Source organism: Kitasatospora sp. NPDC033851, from assembly GCF_055576085.1.
The window spans coordinates 266,876-284,124 of sequence record NZ_JBVIRL010000001.1; the positions used below are offsets into that span (position 1 = coordinate 266,876).

Below are 17,249 nucleotides of genomic sequence, written 5' to 3' on the forward strand. Positions count from 1 at the left end.
TTTTGAGCAGTTCCGAAAGAGCTTCCTGCCTCTGACAGTTCATGTCAACGGGTGGTGCACCAGAAAGCCCGGCCGGGGCGGCCCGGCCGGGCTTTCCAGTGGGTACGGTTCGGCGGGATTCAGACGCGCAGGACCCGCACTCCGCAGGCGGCCACCGCCGTCTCCTGCGCCGTGGTGGCCTCGCCGTCGGTGACGAGGTCGTCGACCTCGGCGAGCGGGCAGATCCTCGCGAAGGTGACCCGGCCGATCTTGGTGCTGTCCGCCAGGACGACCGACCGCGCGCTGCTGCGCAGGAACGCCCGGTCCGTCTGGGCCTCCATCTCGTCGTGCGTGGTGCAGCCCTCCTGGGCGGTCAGGCCGTCCACCCCGATGAAGGCGATGTCCAGGTGGTACTGGGCGAGCATCCGGTCGGCGGCCGGCCCCACCAGCTCGTAGCTCGTGGTCCGGGCCAGGCCGCCCACCACCACCAGGCGGATGTCCGGCCGGACGATGAGGTCGGCCGCGATGTTGACGGCGTTGGTGACGATGGTGATCCCGCCGCGCTCCGCCAGCACCCGGGCCAGCTCGCTCGTCGTCGTGCCGCCCGTCAGGCCCACCACCGCGCCGTCCGGCACCAGCCGGTCGGCCGCCAGGGCGATCCGCCGCTTCTCCGCCTGACGCTTCCCGTGCTTGTGCCGCAGCGGCAGTTCGAGGTTGACGGCCCCGGTCACGGCGCCGCCGCGGGTGCGGTGCAGCAGCCCCTGGTCGTGCAACTCCTGCAGGTCGCGCCGGACGGTGGCCGCGGACACCCGGAGGAGCCCGGCCAGCCCGTGCACGTCAGCGCTGCCCGCCTCGGTGATGTGCGCGAGTATCCGGGCGGTTCGGTCAGCTTTGAGCATGGCGGAAGTCTAGTGCCGCCCTCGCGGTCGCCGGTTCCGCGCAGAACTGCTCACCGGCTACCGGACGGCCGCCGTGACGGCACACGCCTTCGGGCCTCCCCAGTCGACCGGTTCACCTCCAGCGTCCGGTCCACCACGTTCCTCCCGCTCGGCCGGGCCGGGCTCCCGCTCCCGGCTGAAGTCCTCGGCGCCGGACCGTACTTCGCGGATCCGGTCCGCCCTGGCCTGCGCCGCCCGCTTCGGCTGAAGTGAACACTTCACCACGACGGGTGATCGTGTTAGCGTCCGTCGGATGTCGAGGATTCTGGTCACCGATCTGGACGGCACCTTGCTCGGCGGCGGAACCGACGACCGGCGCCGATTACGGGAGGCCCTGGCCCGCCACCCCGAGGTGACGGTGGTCTTCGCCACGGGCCGCGGCGCGGCCTCGGTCCGCGAGGTCCTGCGCGACGCTCTGGTGCCGCCGCCCCGGTGGGTCATCGCGGACGTCGGCGCGACCGTCCTCGACGGCACCGACCTGTCCACCGTGGAGCCGCTGCAGGAGCAGCTGCGCACCGGCTGGCCGGGCGCGGAGCGGGTACGCACCGCGCTGGCCCGCTTCCGCACGCTCGACTACCAGCACGAGGTGGCGCAGGACGGCCGCTGCTCGTTCCACCTGCCGCCGCAGGGGCTGACGGGCGAGCTGACCGCGGCGGTGGAGTCACTGGGCTGCGCCTGGGTGTACTCCGGGGACCGCTACTTCGACGTCCTTCCACCGGGTGTCTCCAAGGGCAGCGCGCTGCGGGCCCTGGCGGACAAGCTGGCCTGGCCGGCGGAGTCGATCCTGGTGGCCGGCGACTCGCTCAACGACCTGTCACTGTTCCGGCAGGGTACCCACGGGGTGATCGTCGCCGGTGCCGAACCCGCCCTGAGCGCCGCGGTCGGCGCCGACCCGCTCGTCCACCGGGCGCACCGGCGCGGTGCGGGCGGCATCCTGGCGGCACTGCTCGCGCTCGGCTGGGTGACACCCGCCGCCCGCCGCACAGGGCGCCGGCACTCCCTCGTGGTGGGCTACCACCGCCCGCCCCCGTCTCCGCCTCCGTCTCCGCGCCGGACGGACCCGCGCCGGACGGACCCGGCCGGCCGGCCGACGGCCAGCCCCAACGGCATCCTCCCGACCTTGACCAGTGCCTTCACCGACGGGCTGCCGGGCACCTGGGTCGCCGCCCGGCCCGGTGCCGGCGACACGGCTGCTGGTGGCACCGCTCCCGGTGGCACCGCCGCCGGTGAACGGCGCCACGGGCTCCCGCTGTCCCTCGTCCCGGTCAGCAGGACCGAGTGGAGCGCGTACTTCCACCAGGCGTGCAAGGACACCCTGTGGCCGGTGCTGATGTCCGAACCGCACCGCTCCGTCCACGACGCGCAGACCTGGGCCGCCTACCGTGCGGTGAACGCCCGCTTCGCCGAGCGCATCGGCGCCGAGGCCGCTCCCGGCGCGACCGTCTGGCTGCACGACTACAACCTGTGGCTGGTGCCCGGGCTCCTGCACGCCACCCGGCCCGATCTGCACGTCGGGCTGTTCCACCACACGCCCTTCCCACCGGCGGACGTCTTCGCCGCCCTGCCCGTCGCGGCGGAACTACGCGCCTCGCTCGGCCGCCTGGACTGGGCGGGGTTCCACACCGCCGCCTTCGCCGAGCACTTCCGGGACGTCCTGTCCTCGGCCGGCCTGCCGTCCACGCCCCGGCTCGGCGTGCATCCGCTGGGGATCGACCGCCCGGCCATCGAGGCCCTGGCCCGCTCCCGGCCGCCCACGGTCCGGTCGGCGGAAGACCGGCTCGTCGTCTCGGTCGAACGCCTCGACTACGTCAAGGCGCCGGTCCAGAAGGTGGACGCGCTGGACCGGCTGCTCACCGACCGGCCCGACCTGCGCGGCCGGCTCACCTTCCGGCTGGTCTGCCCGCCGCCCGAACCGGGGATCACCGCCTACGACACCACCCGGGCCCTGCTCGAAAGACGCATCGACGCGGTGAACGACACCTGGCGGAAGGGAAGTTGGCAGCCGGTCGACTACCGTTCCCATGCCCTCGCCTTCGCCGAGGTCGTCGACGAGTACCTGGCGGCGGACGTGTTCTGGGTGACCTCGCTCCAGGACGGCATGAACCTCACGGCCAAGGAGTTCGTCGCCGCCCAAGCCGCCCGAGCCGCCCGAGCCGCCCGGGCTGCTCTCCCCGGGCACCGCGACCGCGGGCCGGGCGTGCTGGTGCTCTCCCGGCACACCGGCGCCTCCACCCAGTTCGGCGACGCGGCCCTGCTCACCGATCCCCGCTCGCCCGAGGACCTCAGCTCCGTCCTCGCCCGCGCCCTCGACGCCACCCCGGGCGAGCGCCGCACCCGCATGGCACGGCTGTCCGCGCTCCTCGCCCACGAACGGCCGGTGGACTGGGCGCTGCGGGTCATCGACGCGATCCGCCGGCCGACGGTGGATCGCGTCGATGACCGCTCCACGGGCGGGCCCGGCCGACGGCTCGCGGCCGCCGACCGGGACGGCCCCCGCGCGTGTCAGGACAGGTAGTCCTCCAGCCCGCCGTCGCGCCGGATGTCCAGGGTGACGCAGTGGAAGCCGCCCCCGAGCACCCGGGAGTGCCGCAGCCGGTGCGGCAGGACGGTGATTCCGGAGTGCTCCAGCAGCTTGATCAGGCTCTCCTGGCCAGACTCGACGATCGCCGTGTCCGGGGAGACCATCAGCAGGTTCATGCTGATCCAGCTCTCGCTGAGCGCGTGCTCGGGCAGGTCGCCGGAGGGCTCGGCCGGCGGGCACCACAGGATGTCCCAGCCCCGCAGCGGCTCCGGGACGGTCTCCGGGCTGATCCGCTCCGGGTTGAGCAGCACCAGCCCGGGCCGCAGCAGGGCGATGGTGCTGTCGATGTGGGTGTAGCCGTAGATGTCGCGCAGCGGGTGCAGCCTCAGGCCGCCGTCGCCGAGCAGGCCGAGGGTGGATTCGAGCCACTGCAGGCCGAGTTCGTTCCCGCTGCGGGAGACCTGGTAGAACACGTCCCGGCCGAGCCGCAGCACGTTCGCGGCGTCGAAGACCGGCTCGGCCTCGCCCAGCAGCGGGAGTCCGTCCGCGTCGTACTCGAAGAGCGCGTCCGTCAGCTGCGGCCGGGGGGCGGCCAGCCAGCGCGCGCCGCGGCGCAGGTAGTCCTGGAAGAGTCCGCGCAGCCCGAAGACCTCGAAGTAGCGCTGCCGCATCGGGCTCGCGACCTCGATCACCGTCTCGCCGACCACCAGGGTCAGGTCCCGGGGGCAGTAGGAGTGGAAGCCGCCGTCGGCCTTCCAGAGCGGGGAGGCGAACTCGGCCGCGTGGTCGATCGCTTCGGGCTGGTGGACGGTGACGCCGAGGCCGCGCAGGGTGGCCACCAGCGCGTCCAGGTCCTCCTCGGTCTCCTCCACGACCTGCTGCGAGTAGGGGCCGACCTGGATCGAGGCGAGGTCGGCGGCGCTGGTCTTCGGGAAGCAGGACAGCCAGGAGGACGGCTCGGTCTGCTCGGGAAGCCGGGCGCCGACGGCGCTGCCGACCACGACCTCCCGCAGTGTGGTGAACTCGTCCCAGCTGTGGACCGGACGGGCCGAATTGGACATGACTCCCCCTTGACGCAGGTTTAGTGACACGGTTTTAGGGAAACGCGGATACGGCGGCGAACAACCGCGCGCCGGCGGCGGAGCGTGGTCCCCCCGGCCATGCGGAACCGGCCAGGGAAAAGGGAAATCGGTACGGATTGTTCGCCGGACCGCCTCCGGCCGACCACGGCGTACGGGAAATCACCGGCCGGGCAGCCGAATTCGCCTTCGACGGGCCGGGATCGATCGTCAAGCTACCCGCCCGGCCGACGGCGGCGCAAGGACCGTGATCGGCACCGAATGCGCCGCCGTGACGAACCGTCGATTGATCCGCGCGTTGTTCAACTCCCGTGCTCCGGCGCTGATCAACACCCGGGCAACCTCGGGCAATGCCCCGACTAACACCCCGGGCAACACCCCGGGCAACAACCGGGCGACGGCCCGAGCGGGGCGCTCGCGGGAACGACCACCGCCGCTCCTGCGAACGACCCGGCACTCACACCCCGGCGCTCACCACGGCCAGGCCCGACGGATCCGGCTGCCGCCCGCCAGGGCCAGCAGCGCCCCGCCCGCCGCGGCGACCCCGGCCACCGCCAGGTTCTGGCGCTGCGCCCGGCGCCGGTCGGCGACGGCCGCCCGCGCCGAGGCCGCCAGGAACGCCCGCTCGACCCCCGCCGTGGTCAGCTCGCCGGCCGCCACCCGCCGCATGAGCTGCTCCAACCGGATACCCCGGTACAGCAGTTCCGGATCCCGTTCGGCGGCGGCCCAACTCCGCGCGGCCGTGGTGAGCCTGCGCTGCTCGCCGAGTGATTCGCGGCCCTCGGCCAGCCAGCCGCGCAGTCTGGGCCAGGCCTGCGGGAGCGCGTGGTGGGACAGTTCGACGCTGTCCCGGTCCACCACCACGAGCCGCGCCCGGATCAGCCGTTCCATCACCTCCGCCACACCGGGATCGTCGAACTCGGCACGCCGGACCGGCTTGCGGGTGCCCTCGTCGCCGCCCGACACCAGCTCGCCGCCGGGGGTCAGCCCGTCGCCCAGTGCCATCGCGCCGCCGGCGGCGTCCTCGCCCGCGCCGAGCAACTCCCCACCGAGCCGCAGGAACACCGCCTGCGCCCGGTTCCGGTCGGAGGCATCCAGCCCGTTGTACAGCGTCTCCGCCGTCCGGGCCAGCGCGCCCTCGAAACCTCCGGTGGCCTGGAACCCGGCCAGGGTGAGCGCGTTGCCGCTGCGCCGCCGCCAGGTCTCCAGCAGTGCCGCGGACAGCAGCGGGAGCGCGCCGGGCTGTTGAGCGGCGGTCGAGATGAGGACGGCCAGCAGGGCACCCTCGACGGTGCAGCCGGCCCGTAACGCGGGTTCGGTGATCGCCCGCCGCAGCTCGTCCGGCGCCGGACGCCCCATCGACAGCACCCCGTGGCGTCCGGCGTCGGCCAGCCCCGGGTGCTCGGCGAACAGCGGCCCGCTCTGGTCCGAGCGGATCACCAGCACCACCCGGCACCGGGCCGGCGCCGCCACCGGCAGCCCGGCCAGGGCCTCGCGCGGACCGCCCTCGGCCGTCGCCACCAGGGCGTCCAGGAAGCGGGCCCGCTCGGCGGCGTCCCGGCAGCGGGTGCGCAGTTGCTCGCCCTGGTCCACCACCAGCACCGGGTCGCCGCCCGTCGGTCCGGACGCGCCGCGCATCGTCTCCCCGGCTCGCTGCCCGAGCCGGGCGAGCGCGAGCGCGTACGCCTCCATCGGTCGTTCACCCGGCGTCAGCAGCGCCACCGGGACGCCGCCACCGGCCGGGGCCCGCCCCGCTCCGCCCCTGGCCCCGCCTCTCCCGGCAGCGGTACCACCGGCAGCGCCGGCAGCCGCACCGACAGCGGCACCGGCGGCCGTACCGGCAGCGGGAGCCCCGCCGAGCCGGGCCAGCAGACCGGCTCTGACCAGCGAGGACTTGCCCGCCCCGGACGGCCCGGCGAGGATCACCAGCCGCCGTTCGGCCAGCAGGGCGACCAGCCGGTCCAGCAGCGCCTCGCGGCCGAAGAACCGCTCGGCGTCGGCCGCCTCGAACGCCGCCGAGCCGGGGTAGGGAGCCCGCCCGGCGTCCTGGGCGCGCCGCCGGGCGGCGGTGTCGGCGGCCAGTTCGGCGGCGAGCAGCTGCCAGCGGTGCCGCCACTCCCGTACGTCCCCGCCGCAGGCCTGGACGTAGGCGAGGGTGACGGAGAGGCTGGGCAGCCGCCGGCCTCCCGCGGCCACCGACAGGCTGGCGGCCGAACAGTGTGCCCGGAGGGCGAGTTGACGGTACGGCGGACTTCCGGCGCGTTCCCGCATGGCTCGTAAGTCGCCCGCGAACCGCAGCAGCGGCCCGTCACCGGGCTCCAGTGGACTTTCCCGACGCGGCACTTCGGCCCCCTTCTTCGTTGAAGCGGTGTCCTGACACCCTTGTGTGCCCACGTGCCCACGCGCGTCGCGCGTGTCTCGTGTCCGTCCCCCGGTGATTCATCATGCACAGCACGGTTGGCGTCAAACAATGGTGCGTGCGGGTCGGTTGTTCCGAGTTGATGTTCAATGTCCAGTCACACGGCGCCGAACAAAGCCGGTGGGATAGAACCGGAACCCGCAGCCTTCGCTGACTTCGGAGATATCCATGAAGTTCACGCGCTACTGCCGTTCCCTCCTGTCCACACCCGCGATGGCGGTGGAGCGGTACGCCAAGAGCCACCAGTCCGGCGCCGACATCGCCATGGTCGATCTGGAGGATTCGGTCCCACCGGCCCGGAAGGAGGAGGCCCGCCGGCTCGCCGAGGAGTTCTTCGCGCTCCCGTCCACCAAGCTCGCGCGCAGCGCGGTGCGCATCAACACGCTGTCCGGACCGGACGGTCTGCGTGACCTGATCGCCATCACCCGGTACCGGGTCAAGCCGGACATCGTGCTGATCCCGATGGCGGAGTCCCCCCGGGACATCGAGATCGCGGCCGGCGCGCTCGGTCCGGACTGCCCGGAGACGGAGTTCCTGGCCGTCGTGGAGACCCCGCTGGGCATCGAGCACGCGCCCGCCATCGCGGCCGCCGGGCACCGGCTGCGCGGGCTGGTCTTCGGCTCGGCCGACTACGCCTTCGCGGTCGGTGCCCGGCTCTCCTGGGAGGCCCTGGCCCACGCCCGCGCCCGGGTGGTCAACAGCGCCCGCGCGGCGGCGGTGGAGGCGATGGACGCGCCGTTCTTCGAGGTCGCCGACCTCCCCGGGCTGCGCCGGGAGGCCGGGCTCGCCCGGGACTTCGGGTTCAGCGGCAAGATCGCCGTCCATCCCCGCCAACTTGCGCTGATCAACGAGACGTTCAGCCCGGACGAGGAGCTGCTGGCGCGCGCCCGCCGGGTGGTCGCGGCGGGTCTGGAGAACGGCCGCTCGGTCACCGTGGTGGACGGGGTGATGGTCGGCATGCCGTTCTTCGAGGCCTCGCAGCGCCTGATCGAGCAGTTCGACCCGCCCCGGCCGGACGGTTCGCACCTTCCCCAGGGCCACCCGCAGGGCCGCGCCCAGATCCCCCCGCAGGGCCACGCGCCCACCGACACCCCGAACCACGCGACGGAGAAGTGACGATGACCGAAGAATCCATCCTGGGCCCGCGCCGGTACCGCAACGCCGAGGCCATGCTGGCCGCCGCCGACCCGGTCTGGCAGGCGGCCGCCGCCAACGGCCTGATCGGCATCACGGTGGACTCGGAGTCCAACAACCGGCTGATCGTCCGCGAGACCGGGCACGAGTTCGCCAACATGGTCTCCTGCGCGTACCTGGGCCTGAACAACCACCCCTCGGTCGCGGCCGCCGCGGTCGACGCACTGGCCGAGTCCCGCAGCACCTGGCTGGTCACCTCCACCACCCGGATCCGGCACAACCTGCTGGTGCGCCTGGAGGAGGAACTCGGCGAGCTGTTCGGCGCGCACATCCTGCCGGGCGCCTCCTGCACCTCGCTCACCGCCGGCATCCTGCCCCTGATCGCCTCCGGCCACCTCGACGGCGCCTGTCAGGGCGGCGGCGGACCCCGGGTGATGGTCTTCGACCGCTTCTGCCACTTCTGCATGGCGTACGTCAAGCCGATCTGCGCGGACGAGTCGCTGGTGCTGACCTGCCCGCACAACGACCTGAACTACCTCGAGGACATCTGCCGCAAGTACCCGCGGGTCGCCTACGTGGCCGACGGCGCGTACTCGATGGGCGGCGCGGCGGCCCTCGACGGGCTGCTCGAACTCCAGGACCGCTACGGACTGTTCCTCTACATCGACGACTCCCACTCGCTGTCCATCATGGGCGAGCGCGGCGAGGGCTTCGTCCGCTCCCGGCTGGAGATGAACCCGCTGACGGTCATCGTCGCGAGCCTCGGCAAGGGCTTCGGCACCGGCGGCGGCGTCGCGATGCTCGGCAACCGCGAGCAGTTCGAGTTCCTGCACCGGCACGCCGGCCCGGTCGGCTGGTCGCAGAACGTCGCGCTGCCGCTGGTCGGCGCCTCGCTGGGCAGTGCCGCCATCCACCGCTCCCCCGAACTGGGCGACCTGCAAGCCCAGTTGAACCGCAACATCGACCTCTTCGACGAACTGCTGCCGACCACCTTCGCGGGCAACGGCCTGCCGGTGCGCCGGGTCGACGTCGGGGACGCCGAGCGGGCCGTCAAGCTGTCCGCCCAGCTCTTCGAGCGCGGCTTCTACAGCTCGGCGGTGTTCTTCCCGATCGTGCCCAAGGGCGAGGCCGGACTGCGGCTGATGATGCGCGCCGACATGGACGAGCGGCTGATCCGCGAGTTCGCCGGCCACGTCAAGGAACTCACCGCCGACCTCTAGGACTTGGGGACAGCCACCATGGAAGGAACCGAACCCGCCGGCTACCGGCGGATCGGCGAGCGCCGCTACCGCGAGGTGGTCGGGCGCTACTACGAGGAGTTCGAGGTCGGCGAGGTGGTCGAGCACCGCCCCGGGCGGACCGTCACCGAGCTCGACAACGTGCTGATGAGCATGCTGAGCATGAACGACGCCCCGCTGCACATCGACGCCGCCTACAGCGCGCACACCCCCTGGGGACGGCCGATCGTCTCCAGCCTGGTGACGCTCAGCATCGTCGGCGGGATGACGGCCCGCTCCACCAGCGGGCGCACCATCGCCAACCTGGGCTGGGAGAACATCCGGATGACGCACCCGGTGTTCACCGGCGACACCCTCTACGCGGAGACCGAGACCCTCGCCAAGCGGCTGTCCAAGAGCCGCGCCGGGCAGGGCATCGTGAGCTGCCGCACCACCGGGACGAAGTCCACCGGCGAGGCCGTGGTGGTGTTCGAACGCAGCTTCCTCGTCCCGCTGCGCGGCCACGGCCTGGACGAGGTCGCCGGGTACTGACCGGTCACCGGGCCCGACAGTCCGCTGTCGGGCCCGGTGCGCACACCGCTCGGTCCTCCCGGCGCCCTGTTCGCGGGCTCACTCCTCGCGGCGGACGTCCACCAGCAGCTTGCCCATGGTCTCCCGCGCGGCCAGCGCCCGGTGCGCCCCGGCCACCCCGGACAGCGGTACGGTCCGGTCGATCCGCGCCACCAGCCGTCCCTCGGCGGCGAGTCGGAACAGGCGCTCGGCGATGCCGGCGAACAGCACCCGGTCCGCCAGGACGTGCTGGAGCCAGAAGCCCAGCAGTCCCGCCGAGCGGTCGGCCAGCTCGTCCACCGAGAAGCTCTCCTCCGGTCCGCCCCGGGCCCCGACCGACAGCAGCCGCCCGAACGGCGCCAGTGCGGCCAGCCCGGCGCGCAGCACCCGGCCGCCGACCAGGTCCACGAACAGGTCCACCCCGCCCGACCCGCCGATCCGCTCGGCCAGGTCGGGATCCTCGGGGTCGATGACCTCATCGGCTCCCAGCGAGCGCGCGAACTCCCGCTTCGCCGGGGTGGAGGCCAGGGCGATCACCCGGCCCGCGCCCGACTCCCGCGCCAGCTGCACCGCCAGGTGTCCGACCCCACCGGCGGCAGAGGTCACCGCGACGGTCTCGCCCGGCCGCAGCCGCCCCGCCAGGGTCAGCGCGCCGTAGGCCGTCGCCCCCTGCTCCAGCAGGGCGAGCGCCTGCTCGTCGTCCACGCCGTCCGGCACCTCCACCGTGTACGCCGTCTCGGCGCGGGCGACCTGGGCGTACCCGCCTCCGGTGCGCAGCAGCGCGGCGACCCGCCGCCCGTCCCCGCGCCGCCGCCCGACCACGTCGGCGCCGAGCACCGCCGGCAGCGGGTAGCGCGCGTACTCGCCGGTGCGGCAGTGCAGGTCCGCGTAGTTGAGCCCGGCCAGGGTGACGTCGATCAGCACCTGGTCAGGGCCGGCCACGGGCTCGGGCACCGTCTCGGTGCGGAACTCCTCCGGCCCGCCGTAGCGGTGGATCACCGCCGCACGCATCCCGCTCACGGCCGTGTCGGGTGTCATCCGGCGAAGAGCGCGAGCAGCGCGCTCTCCAGGGCGCGGGTGGCCTCCGGGCTCTCGGCGATCACGCAGTACATCACCGAGCCGTCGGCGGGCGCGAAGTCGCAGCTGTACAGCACGCCGGTGCCGGTCTGCGGGTCGAAGGCCAGCCCGGCCGTGTCGATCGCCGCCACGGCCTGCGCGAAGGACGGCACCGTGAGGCCGGCGAGCTCCAGGATGTAGCGCGAGTCGCGGTGTTCCGCGCGCAGCAGGCGGCCGAAGTAGGCGTCGTGCAGGTGGCTGGAGCCGGTGAGCCGACCGTTGGTCTCGTGGAAGTAGATCTCGCCCTTGGGGGTCAGCACGGCGTCGGCGCTGACCGTGCCCCGGTAGCCGATCACCCGCAGTGCCTCGGACAGCCTGGCGCCCTGGGCGACGAGTTCGGCCAGGACGTCGGAGTCCGGGGTGACCGGCGGGGTGATCTCGCCGATCACCACCGGCCGCATGACCATCTCGCCGCAGCCGGAGAGCACCACGGCCGTGTCGTCGATGAGGAACTGGGCGTACAGCGGCGCGGAGTCGGCGAAGTACCGCTCCACCACCACCCGTTGGCCGCGCCCGCCGGTCAGCCAGGTCCACCGCTCGGCCACGTACGCGGCCACCGCCGCCCGGTCCGGCAGCGGTACGACCCGTTCGGCGCCGACCGCGTCGACCTGCTCGTCCCGGGAGAGGATCTCGTTGCCGAAGCCACCGGCCTGGTACTCGACCTTGACCATCACGCTGTGCCCCTGCGCGAGCAGGTGCTCGATGGCGGCCTCGACCTCCGCGGGCGAGCCGGCCACCCTCCCGGGCGGGATCGGCACCCCGGCACCGGCGGCCAGCGCCCGGAAACCCGCCTTGCTGTTGACCAGGGCGTTGCCGCCCTGCGCGGCGAAGGGGTGGCCGGGCATGGCGTGCGCCAGGCCGAGCGCGTCCGCCAGTTCGGCCACCGCGCCGTTCGGCGAGATGGCCAGCACCTCGTCGACGGTGCGCCCGGCCAGGGCGCGGCGCAGCTGCGCGCGGAAGTCCGGGTCGACCAGGCGGTCGGTGGTGAGCACCTGGTCGCCCTGGGCGCCCGGCGGCGGCACCACGAAGGTCAGGCTGTCGGCCCGCACGCCGGTCAGCCCGGTGACGTACGCCAGGTACTCCGGGTCGGGGCCCCAGGGCAGCACCAGGACGTCGCCGTCCTCGGCCCACCAGAGCATCCGCTGCGCCCCGCACCCGGCGAACCGCTGCTCCAGCGGCTCCATCCCGGTGAGGTCCCCGACCATCTCCTCGGTGCGGTTGTTCGCGATGCAGAGCGTCGTCATCTGGTGAACTCTCCCGGGGTTCGGCGCTGTTGCGGCCCTGGTCCACGCACGGCACGGGTGTGGCGTGCGCTACTGGTGTAGCGCACCGGGATTGTTCTGGTTCGGCCCTCGGTCATTGAACAAAACGCCGAACAACCGCCTCGGTCGGCGGATCAGACGGCCGGCTCCCGGGCGGAGGTCGGCTTGGTGGTGAGAAGTGCCGTGATCTCCTCGGCGAGGTGCGGTCCGAGTTCGCCCCAGCCCTCCTTGTAGCCGTAGACGCCGGCCAGGCTGCGGGCCTCGTAGTCGCCGTTCATGATCTCGACGTCGTCGGCCGTGATGAGTGCCGGGTGGGCGACGCCGACGGCTGCCGACACCTTCGCCAGCTCCCTGCGCAGGGTGCGCAGGTAGACGGCCGCCCGGGTGGCCTTCGACGCCGGGTCGAGGCCGCGGGCCAGCCACGGGTTCTGGGTGGCGATGCCGGTGGGGCACTTGTCGGTGTGACACTTCTGCGCCTGGATGCAGCCGATCGACAGCATCGCCTCGCGGGCCACGTTGATCATGTCGACGCCCAGGGCGAAGGCGACCGCGGCGTTCTCGGGCAGGCCGAGCTTGCCGGAGCCGATGAAGGTCAGGTCGTCGGTCAGCCCCAGCTCGGCGAAGGTGCCGTAGACCCGGGAGAAGCCCATCCGGAACGGCAGCGACACCGAGTCGGCGAACATCCGCGGCGCCGCCCCGGTGCCGCCCTCACCGCCGTCGATCGTGACGAAGTCGACCCCGCGGTCCCCACGTGCCATCAGGGTGGCCAGCTCATGCCAGAAGCCCATCTCGCCCACCGCGCTCTTGATCCCGACCGGCACACCGGTCTCGGTGGCGAGCAACTCGACGAAGTCGAGCATCGAGTCGACGTCGCCGAACGCGGTGTGCCGCGACGGGGAGGCACAGTCCTCGCCGACCGGGATGCCGCGGATCGCGGCGATCTCCGGGGTCACCTTCGCGCCCGGCAGCATTCCGCCCAACCCGGGCTTGGCGCCCTGGGAGAGCTTGATCTCTATCGCCCTGACGGGCGCACCGGCGACCACGTCCTTGAGCTTGTCGAGGTTGAAGCTGCCGTCCTCGTTGCGGCAGCCGAAGTACGACGTGCCGAGCTGGAGGACGAGGTCGCCACCGTTGCGGTGGTACGGCGAGAGGCCGCCCTCGCCCGTGTTGTGCATCGCGCCGGCCAGCGCCGCCCCCTTGTTGAGCGCCGAGATGGCCGCGCCGGAGAGCGATCCGAAGCTCATCGCCGAGATGTTCACCACGCTGGCCGGCCGGAATGCCTTGGCGCGCCCGCGCGGCCCGCCCAGCACCTTGGCCGAGGGCAGGGGAGCCAGCGGGTCGTGCGCATCGGGCAGTGCGCCGGCGAAGGTGCGCTGCTTCAGGTAGGCGTGCCCCTGGACGTGCTCGACGTCGACCTCGGTTCCGAACCCGGAGTAGTTGTTCTCCTCCTTCGCCGACGCGTAGATCCAGGTGCGCTGGTCGCGGCTGAACGGGCGCTCCTCCTCGTTGGAGGTCACGATGTACTGCCGCAGCTCCGGCCCGATCGTCTCCAGCAGGTACCGGGCGTGCCCGACCACCGGGAAGTTCCGGAGCAGCGCGTGCCTCTTCTGGAGGAGGTCGCGGGCCGCCAGAACCGCCACCGCGGTTACCGCGGCCGCGCCGATCTTCCGGGCTTGCATGAAGGTTCCTCCTCGATGCCCGACTCCATCGCCGTGCGGTGGAGTCGAGGTGTCGTGCCGGGTGGTGGACGGCGGGCACCCGGCCATGCGGGCAGCGGTGTCCGTCGAAGAATGCGACACGATGCTAGGAGGCCCCCCGAACGGGCGTGCGGCCAGGGGGCTGATCCGGGAGGTCGGCCTTGCCGAGGAGGCCCCGGGCCGGGCCCGCTCGCAGGCGGTCCCGCGCCCACGCGGAGGCGGGCCCGGGACCGCCGGCTGTCAGCTGACGGCCGCCGTGGCGGCCGTGGCAACGCTCACGGCCGTGATGGCCGCGACCGCGACGCGCATGTTCCGGATCGCCTGGGTGACGGACTCCCCCGCCCAGTCGCCCGCGGCGATCTCCGAGAAGCGCAGCTCGACCCGCGCGCGGGGGAGGTCGGGGAAGGCCAGACCGTGCAACCGGGCGGCGTGCAGGAGCGCTATCAGGGTCGCGGTGCGGATGTCGGGCGTCCCGTGATGGCGGATCACGGCCGCGAGCCGCTCGCGGAGCTCACGCTCGACCGAGCCGTCCGCCTCCGGATAGCGTCGGACCGGGAAGAGGCCGAGGACCCGGTGGCGCTCCTCGACGACCAGGCCGCGCTCGCACAGCCGCTCCACGGTGGCACGGACCGCCGTGGGGTGGTCCTTGGTCAGCCAGTCCGCCGCCTTCGCCTTGCCGGGAGCCTTGCGCGCGACCCACTCGGTGAGCCGCTCCAGCCGCCCGTCGAGCAGCGGGTCGCCGGTCGGGGTGTGGTCGGTGACGCTGAGCCGGCCTTCGTCGAGCGCGACCCGGCCGGCCAGTGCGAGGTCGGCGAGGAGGCCTCCCGCCACCGCCCATCCGGCGCTCGAACTGTCCTTCGCCACACCGGACTCGTCGTCCAGTGAGAGCAGCATCAGCTCCTCGGCGAGGGTGACGTGCATGTGCAGTTCCTTTCCCTGTTCGGATCGGCCACCCCCCAGCGCGCCGACCAGCAGCCCCGCCCGGGTGTCCTCAGCCAGCAACGCCCGCACCCGCGGCCCGGTTCCCCGGTCGGGTCCGCTCCCCGGCGGGTGCTGTTGCCGCTGCGCCGACGGCTCGACCGAACCGTCACACGAACGACACCCGACCCGCGCAGAAGCCTCGCGCCGGCCGGGTGTCGCGAACCGGTCCGATCTGCGTACGCTCGCATCCCATCCGGCCCGGCCTTCGGGCGGCGTGGCAGTCACCGCCGGGATCCCGGTCACGCGCACCTACGGAAAGATCCCATGAGTTACTGCACGCCCTGCCAACGCCACCTCAACGGCGCGCTCTCCTGCCCCGGATGCGGCCGGGCCGCCGAGCCCGCGACCGGGGAGGCCGCTCACCACCGGTCCGCGCGACCGAGCGAAATCTCCGCCACCGCGTCCGCACCGCCACGCCGGTCGGCAGCGCGGTCGGCCCGGCGGCGGGCCGGTCGGCCGCGGAGCACGGTCGTGGCCGTGTCGACGGCCGGGGTGGTCGTCTGTGGACTGGCCACCGTCCTGCTGACCGGCGGCAACTCGGACGGTGCGGTGGCCCCGGCCTCCGCGGGCGCCGAGTCACCCTCGCAGAGCGCCCCGGCCGTCCCCGGTACGTCGGCCTCACCGGCCCCGGCCACCGCCACGGCCGCAGCCCGCCCGCAGCCGTCCGCCACCACCACCCGGCCCAAGCCGTCCGGCAGCCCGACCCCGGCCACGGCGTCCCCCTCGGGCCCGCCCCCGTCCCCCGGCGCCCCTCTTCCGGCGGACCCGCCCTCGGCACCCGCCCCGAGCACGACCAGACCGAACACCGGCCCCGTCCCGCCGACCTCCGCCACCCGGCACCCGACCGACCCGGCAACCACACCGGGCTGTACCCGTCTCCTGTTCTGGTGCACGTGAGCACGAGGCACCGTTCGTCAGGCCCGCCGAGCCGATGCGGGCCGACGCGGCCCTTCGACGCTCACGACCCGGCCGGCTGTTGTACCGAGGTCGTCCGACGGCCCGGGGACGAACCGTTGACAGTGCCACAGCAGGCTCCTAGCGTGGCGCAGTCGATTACCCGCGAGTAGGGACTGCTGATGGCCGAGCCGCGCCCGTACGACCTCGTCCTGTTCGGTGCCACCGGGTTCACCGGCGGGCTCACCGCCGAGTACCTGGCCCGGACCGCGCCCGAGGGCTGCCGCTGGGCACTCGCCGGACGGGACGAAGGCCGGCTCGCCGCCGTCCTGACGAGGCTGGCCCGGATCGACCCGAGCTGCGCCGACCTCCCCCTGCTGATCGCGGACGCCGCGGACCGCGAGGCGCTGCGCGCCGTGGCCGCCGACGCCCGGGTGGTGGTGTCCACGGTCGGCCCGTACCTGCGGCACGGCGAGCCGCTGGTGGCAGCCTGCGCGGACAGCGGCACCGACTACGTGGACCTCACCGGCGAGCCCGAGTTCGTCGACCGGATGTACCTCCGGCACCACGAGCGGGCGGTGGCCACCGGCGCTCGCCTGGTGCACGCCTGCGGCTTCGACTCGGTCCCGCACGACCTCGGCGTACTGTTCACCGTCGAGGAACTGCTGCGCCGCGGCGGCCCGGCGGCCCGGGTCTCCGTCGAGGGGTTCGTCCGCGCCGGCGGCACCGTCTCCGGCGGCACCTTCGCCTCCGCGATGACGGCCTTCTCCCGACCGCGGGCGATGGCCCGCGCCGCCCGGGCGCGCCGCGCGGCGGAGCCCCGGCCGAAGGGACGGCTGGTCCGCACCCCGGTCGGCCGGCCGCACCGGTCGCGGGCGGCAAGGGCCTGGGCGGTGCCGATGCCCTCGATCGACCCGCAGGTGGTGTCCCGCTCGGCCGCCGCGCTGGAGGAGTACGGCCCGGACTTCGGCTACACCCACTACGCGGCGGTGCGACGGCTGCCGATCGCCCTCGGCGGTGTCGCCGCGGTGGCGGCGATCGCCCTCGCCGCGCAGCTGCCGCTGCTGCGCCGGGCCCTGGGACGGCTGCGCAAGCCCGGCGACGGGCCGAGTGCGGAGCAGCGGGCACGGTCCTGGTTCGCCGTCCGGTTCGTGGCGCGGGCGCAGGGCGGGCCCACGGTCCTCACCGAGGTGTCCGGGGGCGACCCCGGCTACCAGGAGACCGCGAAGATGCTGGCCGAGGCGGCGCTCTGCCTGGCCTACGACGACCTGCCGCCCGTGGCGGGGCAGCTGACCACCGCGGTGGCGATGGGTCGGCCGCTGATCGACCGGCTGATCGCGGCGGGCATCTCCTTCCGGGTGCTGGACACCCCGCCGGCGGCCGCCCCCGGCCGGTAGCGGCCGCCGCGGCACGCCGACGGCTCGCCCGCCCCTGTCGCGGGG

The 17,249-nt window shown here is 73.7% G+C and carries 13 protein-coding genes; 6 read left to right on the forward strand and 7 right to left on the reverse strand.

What is annotated here, in order from left to right; all coding sequences use genetic code 11:
* Nucleotides 1-119 precede the first annotated feature (119 nt).
* Nucleotides 120-878: a DeoR/GlpR family DNA-binding transcription regulator gene (locus tag ACZ51D_RS01195; RefSeq protein ID WP_465614779.1), complete on the reverse strand. Its 759-nt coding sequence runs from the start codon at nucleotides 876-878 to the stop codon at nucleotides 120-122.
* 292 nt (nucleotides 879-1,170) lie between these two features.
* Here ACZ51D_RS01195 and ACZ51D_RS01200 point away from each other — a divergent pair, with 292 nt between their 5' ends.
* Nucleotides 1,171-3,432, forward strand: a complete 2,262-nt coding sequence (locus ACZ51D_RS01200; RefSeq protein ID WP_465660714.1) for an HAD-IIB family hydrolase — start codon at nucleotides 1,171-1,173, stop codon at nucleotides 3,430-3,432.
* On the opposite strand, the gene ACZ51D_RS01205 is transcribed toward ACZ51D_RS01200, so the two are convergent.
* Nucleotides 3,420-4,499, reverse strand: coding sequence for an inosamine-phosphate amidinotransferase 1 (locus ACZ51D_RS01205; protein WP_360501301.1), 1,080 nt, complete (start codon nucleotides 4,497-4,499; stop codon nucleotides 3,420-3,422). The genes ACZ51D_RS01200 and ACZ51D_RS01205 overlap by 13 nt on opposite strands.
* A gap of 489 nt (nucleotides 4,500-4,988) precedes the next feature.
* On the reverse strand, nucleotides 4,989-6,713 hold the full coding sequence (locus tag ACZ51D_RS01210) for an nSTAND1 domain-containing NTPase (protein ID WP_465614777.1): 1,725 nt from the start codon (nucleotides 6,711-6,713) through the stop codon (nucleotides 4,989-4,991).
* A 391-nt stretch (nucleotides 6,714-7,104) separates the two neighbouring features.
* Here ACZ51D_RS01210 and ACZ51D_RS01215 point away from each other — a divergent pair, with 391 nt between their 5' ends.
* Genes ACZ51D_RS01215 through ACZ51D_RS01225 form a run of 3 tightly spaced genes read left to right on the forward strand, consistent with a single transcriptional unit; the run spans nucleotide 7,105 to nucleotide 9,839 of the window.
* A complete protein-coding gene (locus ACZ51D_RS01215) occupies nucleotides 7,105-8,052 on the forward strand; it encodes an HpcH/HpaI aldolase/citrate lyase family protein (RefSeq protein ID WP_465614776.1) in 948 nt (315 codons plus the stop codon).
* Nucleotides 8,053-8,054: 2 nt separating this feature from the next.
* Nucleotides 8,055-9,290: an aminotransferase class I/II-fold pyridoxal phosphate-dependent enzyme gene (locus ACZ51D_RS01220; RefSeq protein WP_360501293.1), complete on the forward strand. Its 1,236-nt coding sequence runs from the start codon at nucleotides 8,055-8,057 to the stop codon at nucleotides 9,288-9,290.
* Nucleotides 9,291-9,308: 18 nt separating this feature from the next.
* Entirely contained in the window at nucleotides 9,309-9,839 is a 531-nt protein-coding gene (locus ACZ51D_RS01225; protein ID WP_360501290.1) for a MaoC family dehydratase, read from the forward strand.
* Between the two features lie 78 nt (nucleotides 9,840-9,917).
* Here ACZ51D_RS01225 and ACZ51D_RS01230 read toward each other — a convergent pair whose 3' ends face one another.
* The 4 genes from ACZ51D_RS01230 to ACZ51D_RS01245 form a co-directional block, all read right to left on the reverse strand.
* The gene (locus tag ACZ51D_RS01230) at nucleotides 9,918-10,895 is read right to left on the reverse strand and encodes a quinone oxidoreductase family protein (RefSeq protein ID WP_465614775.1); all 978 of its coding nucleotides are present in this window, start codon (nucleotides 10,893-10,895) and stop codon (nucleotides 9,918-9,920) included.
* The gene (locus tag ACZ51D_RS01235; RefSeq protein WP_465660715.1) at nucleotides 10,892-12,217 is read right to left on the reverse strand and encodes a preATP grasp domain-containing protein; all 1,326 of its coding nucleotides are present in this window, start codon (nucleotides 12,215-12,217) and stop codon (nucleotides 10,892-10,894) included. The genes ACZ51D_RS01230 and ACZ51D_RS01235 overlap by 4 nt, the downstream gene beginning before the upstream one ends.
* 152 nt (nucleotides 12,218-12,369) lie before the next feature.
* Nucleotides 12,370-13,914, reverse strand: a complete 1,545-nt coding sequence (locus tag ACZ51D_RS01240) for an FMN-binding glutamate synthase family protein (protein ID WP_360501282.1) — start codon at nucleotides 13,912-13,914, stop codon at nucleotides 12,370-12,372.
* Between the two features lie 258 nt (nucleotides 13,915-14,172).
* Nucleotides 14,173-14,853, reverse strand: a complete 681-nt coding sequence (locus ACZ51D_RS01245; RefSeq protein ID WP_360501279.1) for a GOLPH3/VPS74 family protein — start codon at nucleotides 14,851-14,853, stop codon at nucleotides 14,173-14,175.
* 531 nt (nucleotides 14,854-15,384) lie between these two features.
* Between ACZ51D_RS01245 and ACZ51D_RS01250 the strand changes: the two genes are divergently transcribed.
* Nucleotides 15,385-15,810: a hypothetical protein gene (locus tag ACZ51D_RS01250; protein WP_465660718.1), complete on the forward strand. Its 426-nt coding sequence runs from the start codon at nucleotides 15,385-15,387 to the stop codon at nucleotides 15,808-15,810.
* A gap of 179 nt (nucleotides 15,811-15,989) precedes the next feature.
* Nucleotides 15,990-17,204, forward strand: a complete 1,215-nt coding sequence (locus ACZ51D_RS01255; RefSeq protein ID WP_465660720.1) for a saccharopine dehydrogenase family protein — start codon at nucleotides 15,990-15,992, stop codon at nucleotides 17,202-17,204.
* Nucleotides 17,205-17,249 lie beyond the last annotated feature (45 nt).

What these genes read in the sequence shown, in the direction of transcription:
- ACZ51D_RS01200 (WP_465660714.1), top strand. Translation starts at nt 1,171, where the DNA reads ATGTCGAGGATTCTGGTCACCGATCTGGACGGCACCTTGCTCGGCGGC.
- ACZ51D_RS01225 (WP_360501290.1), top strand. Translation starts at nt 9,309, where the DNA reads ATGGAAGGAACCGAACCCGCCGGCTACCGGCGGATCGGCGAGCGCCGC.
- ACZ51D_RS01240 (WP_360501282.1), bottom strand. Translation starts at nt 13,914, where the DNA reads ATGCAAGCCCGGAAGATCGGCGCGGCCGCGGTAACCGCGGTGGCGGTT.
- ACZ51D_RS01195 (WP_465614779.1), bottom strand. Translation starts at nt 878, where the DNA reads ATGCTCAAAGCTGACCGAACCGCCCGGATACTCGCGCACATCACCGAG.
- ACZ51D_RS01235 (WP_465660715.1), bottom strand. Translation starts at nt 12,217, where the DNA reads ATGACGACGCTCTGCATCGCGAACAACCGCACCGAGGAGATGGTCGGG.
- ACZ51D_RS01215 (WP_465614776.1), top strand. Translation starts at nt 7,105, where the DNA reads ATGAAGTTCACGCGCTACTGCCGTTCCCTCCTGTCCACACCCGCGATG.
- ACZ51D_RS01220 (WP_360501293.1), top strand. Translation starts at nt 8,055, where the DNA reads ATGACCGAAGAATCCATCCTGGGCCCGCGCCGGTACCGCAACGCCGAG.
- ACZ51D_RS01245 (WP_360501279.1), bottom strand. Translation starts at nt 14,853, where the DNA reads ATGCACGTCACCCTCGCCGAGGAGCTGATGCTGCTCTCACTGGACGAC.
- ACZ51D_RS01205 (WP_360501301.1), bottom strand. Translation starts at nt 4,499, where the DNA reads ATGTCCAATTCGGCCCGTCCGGTCCACAGCTGGGACGAGTTCACCACA.
- ACZ51D_RS01255 (WP_465660720.1), top strand. Translation starts at nt 15,990, where the DNA reads ATGGCCGAGCCGCGCCCGTACGACCTCGTCCTGTTCGGTGCCACCGGG.
- ACZ51D_RS01230 (WP_465614775.1), bottom strand. Translation starts at nt 10,895, where the DNA reads ATGACACCCGACACGGCCGTGAGCGGGATGCGTGCGGCGGTGATCCAC.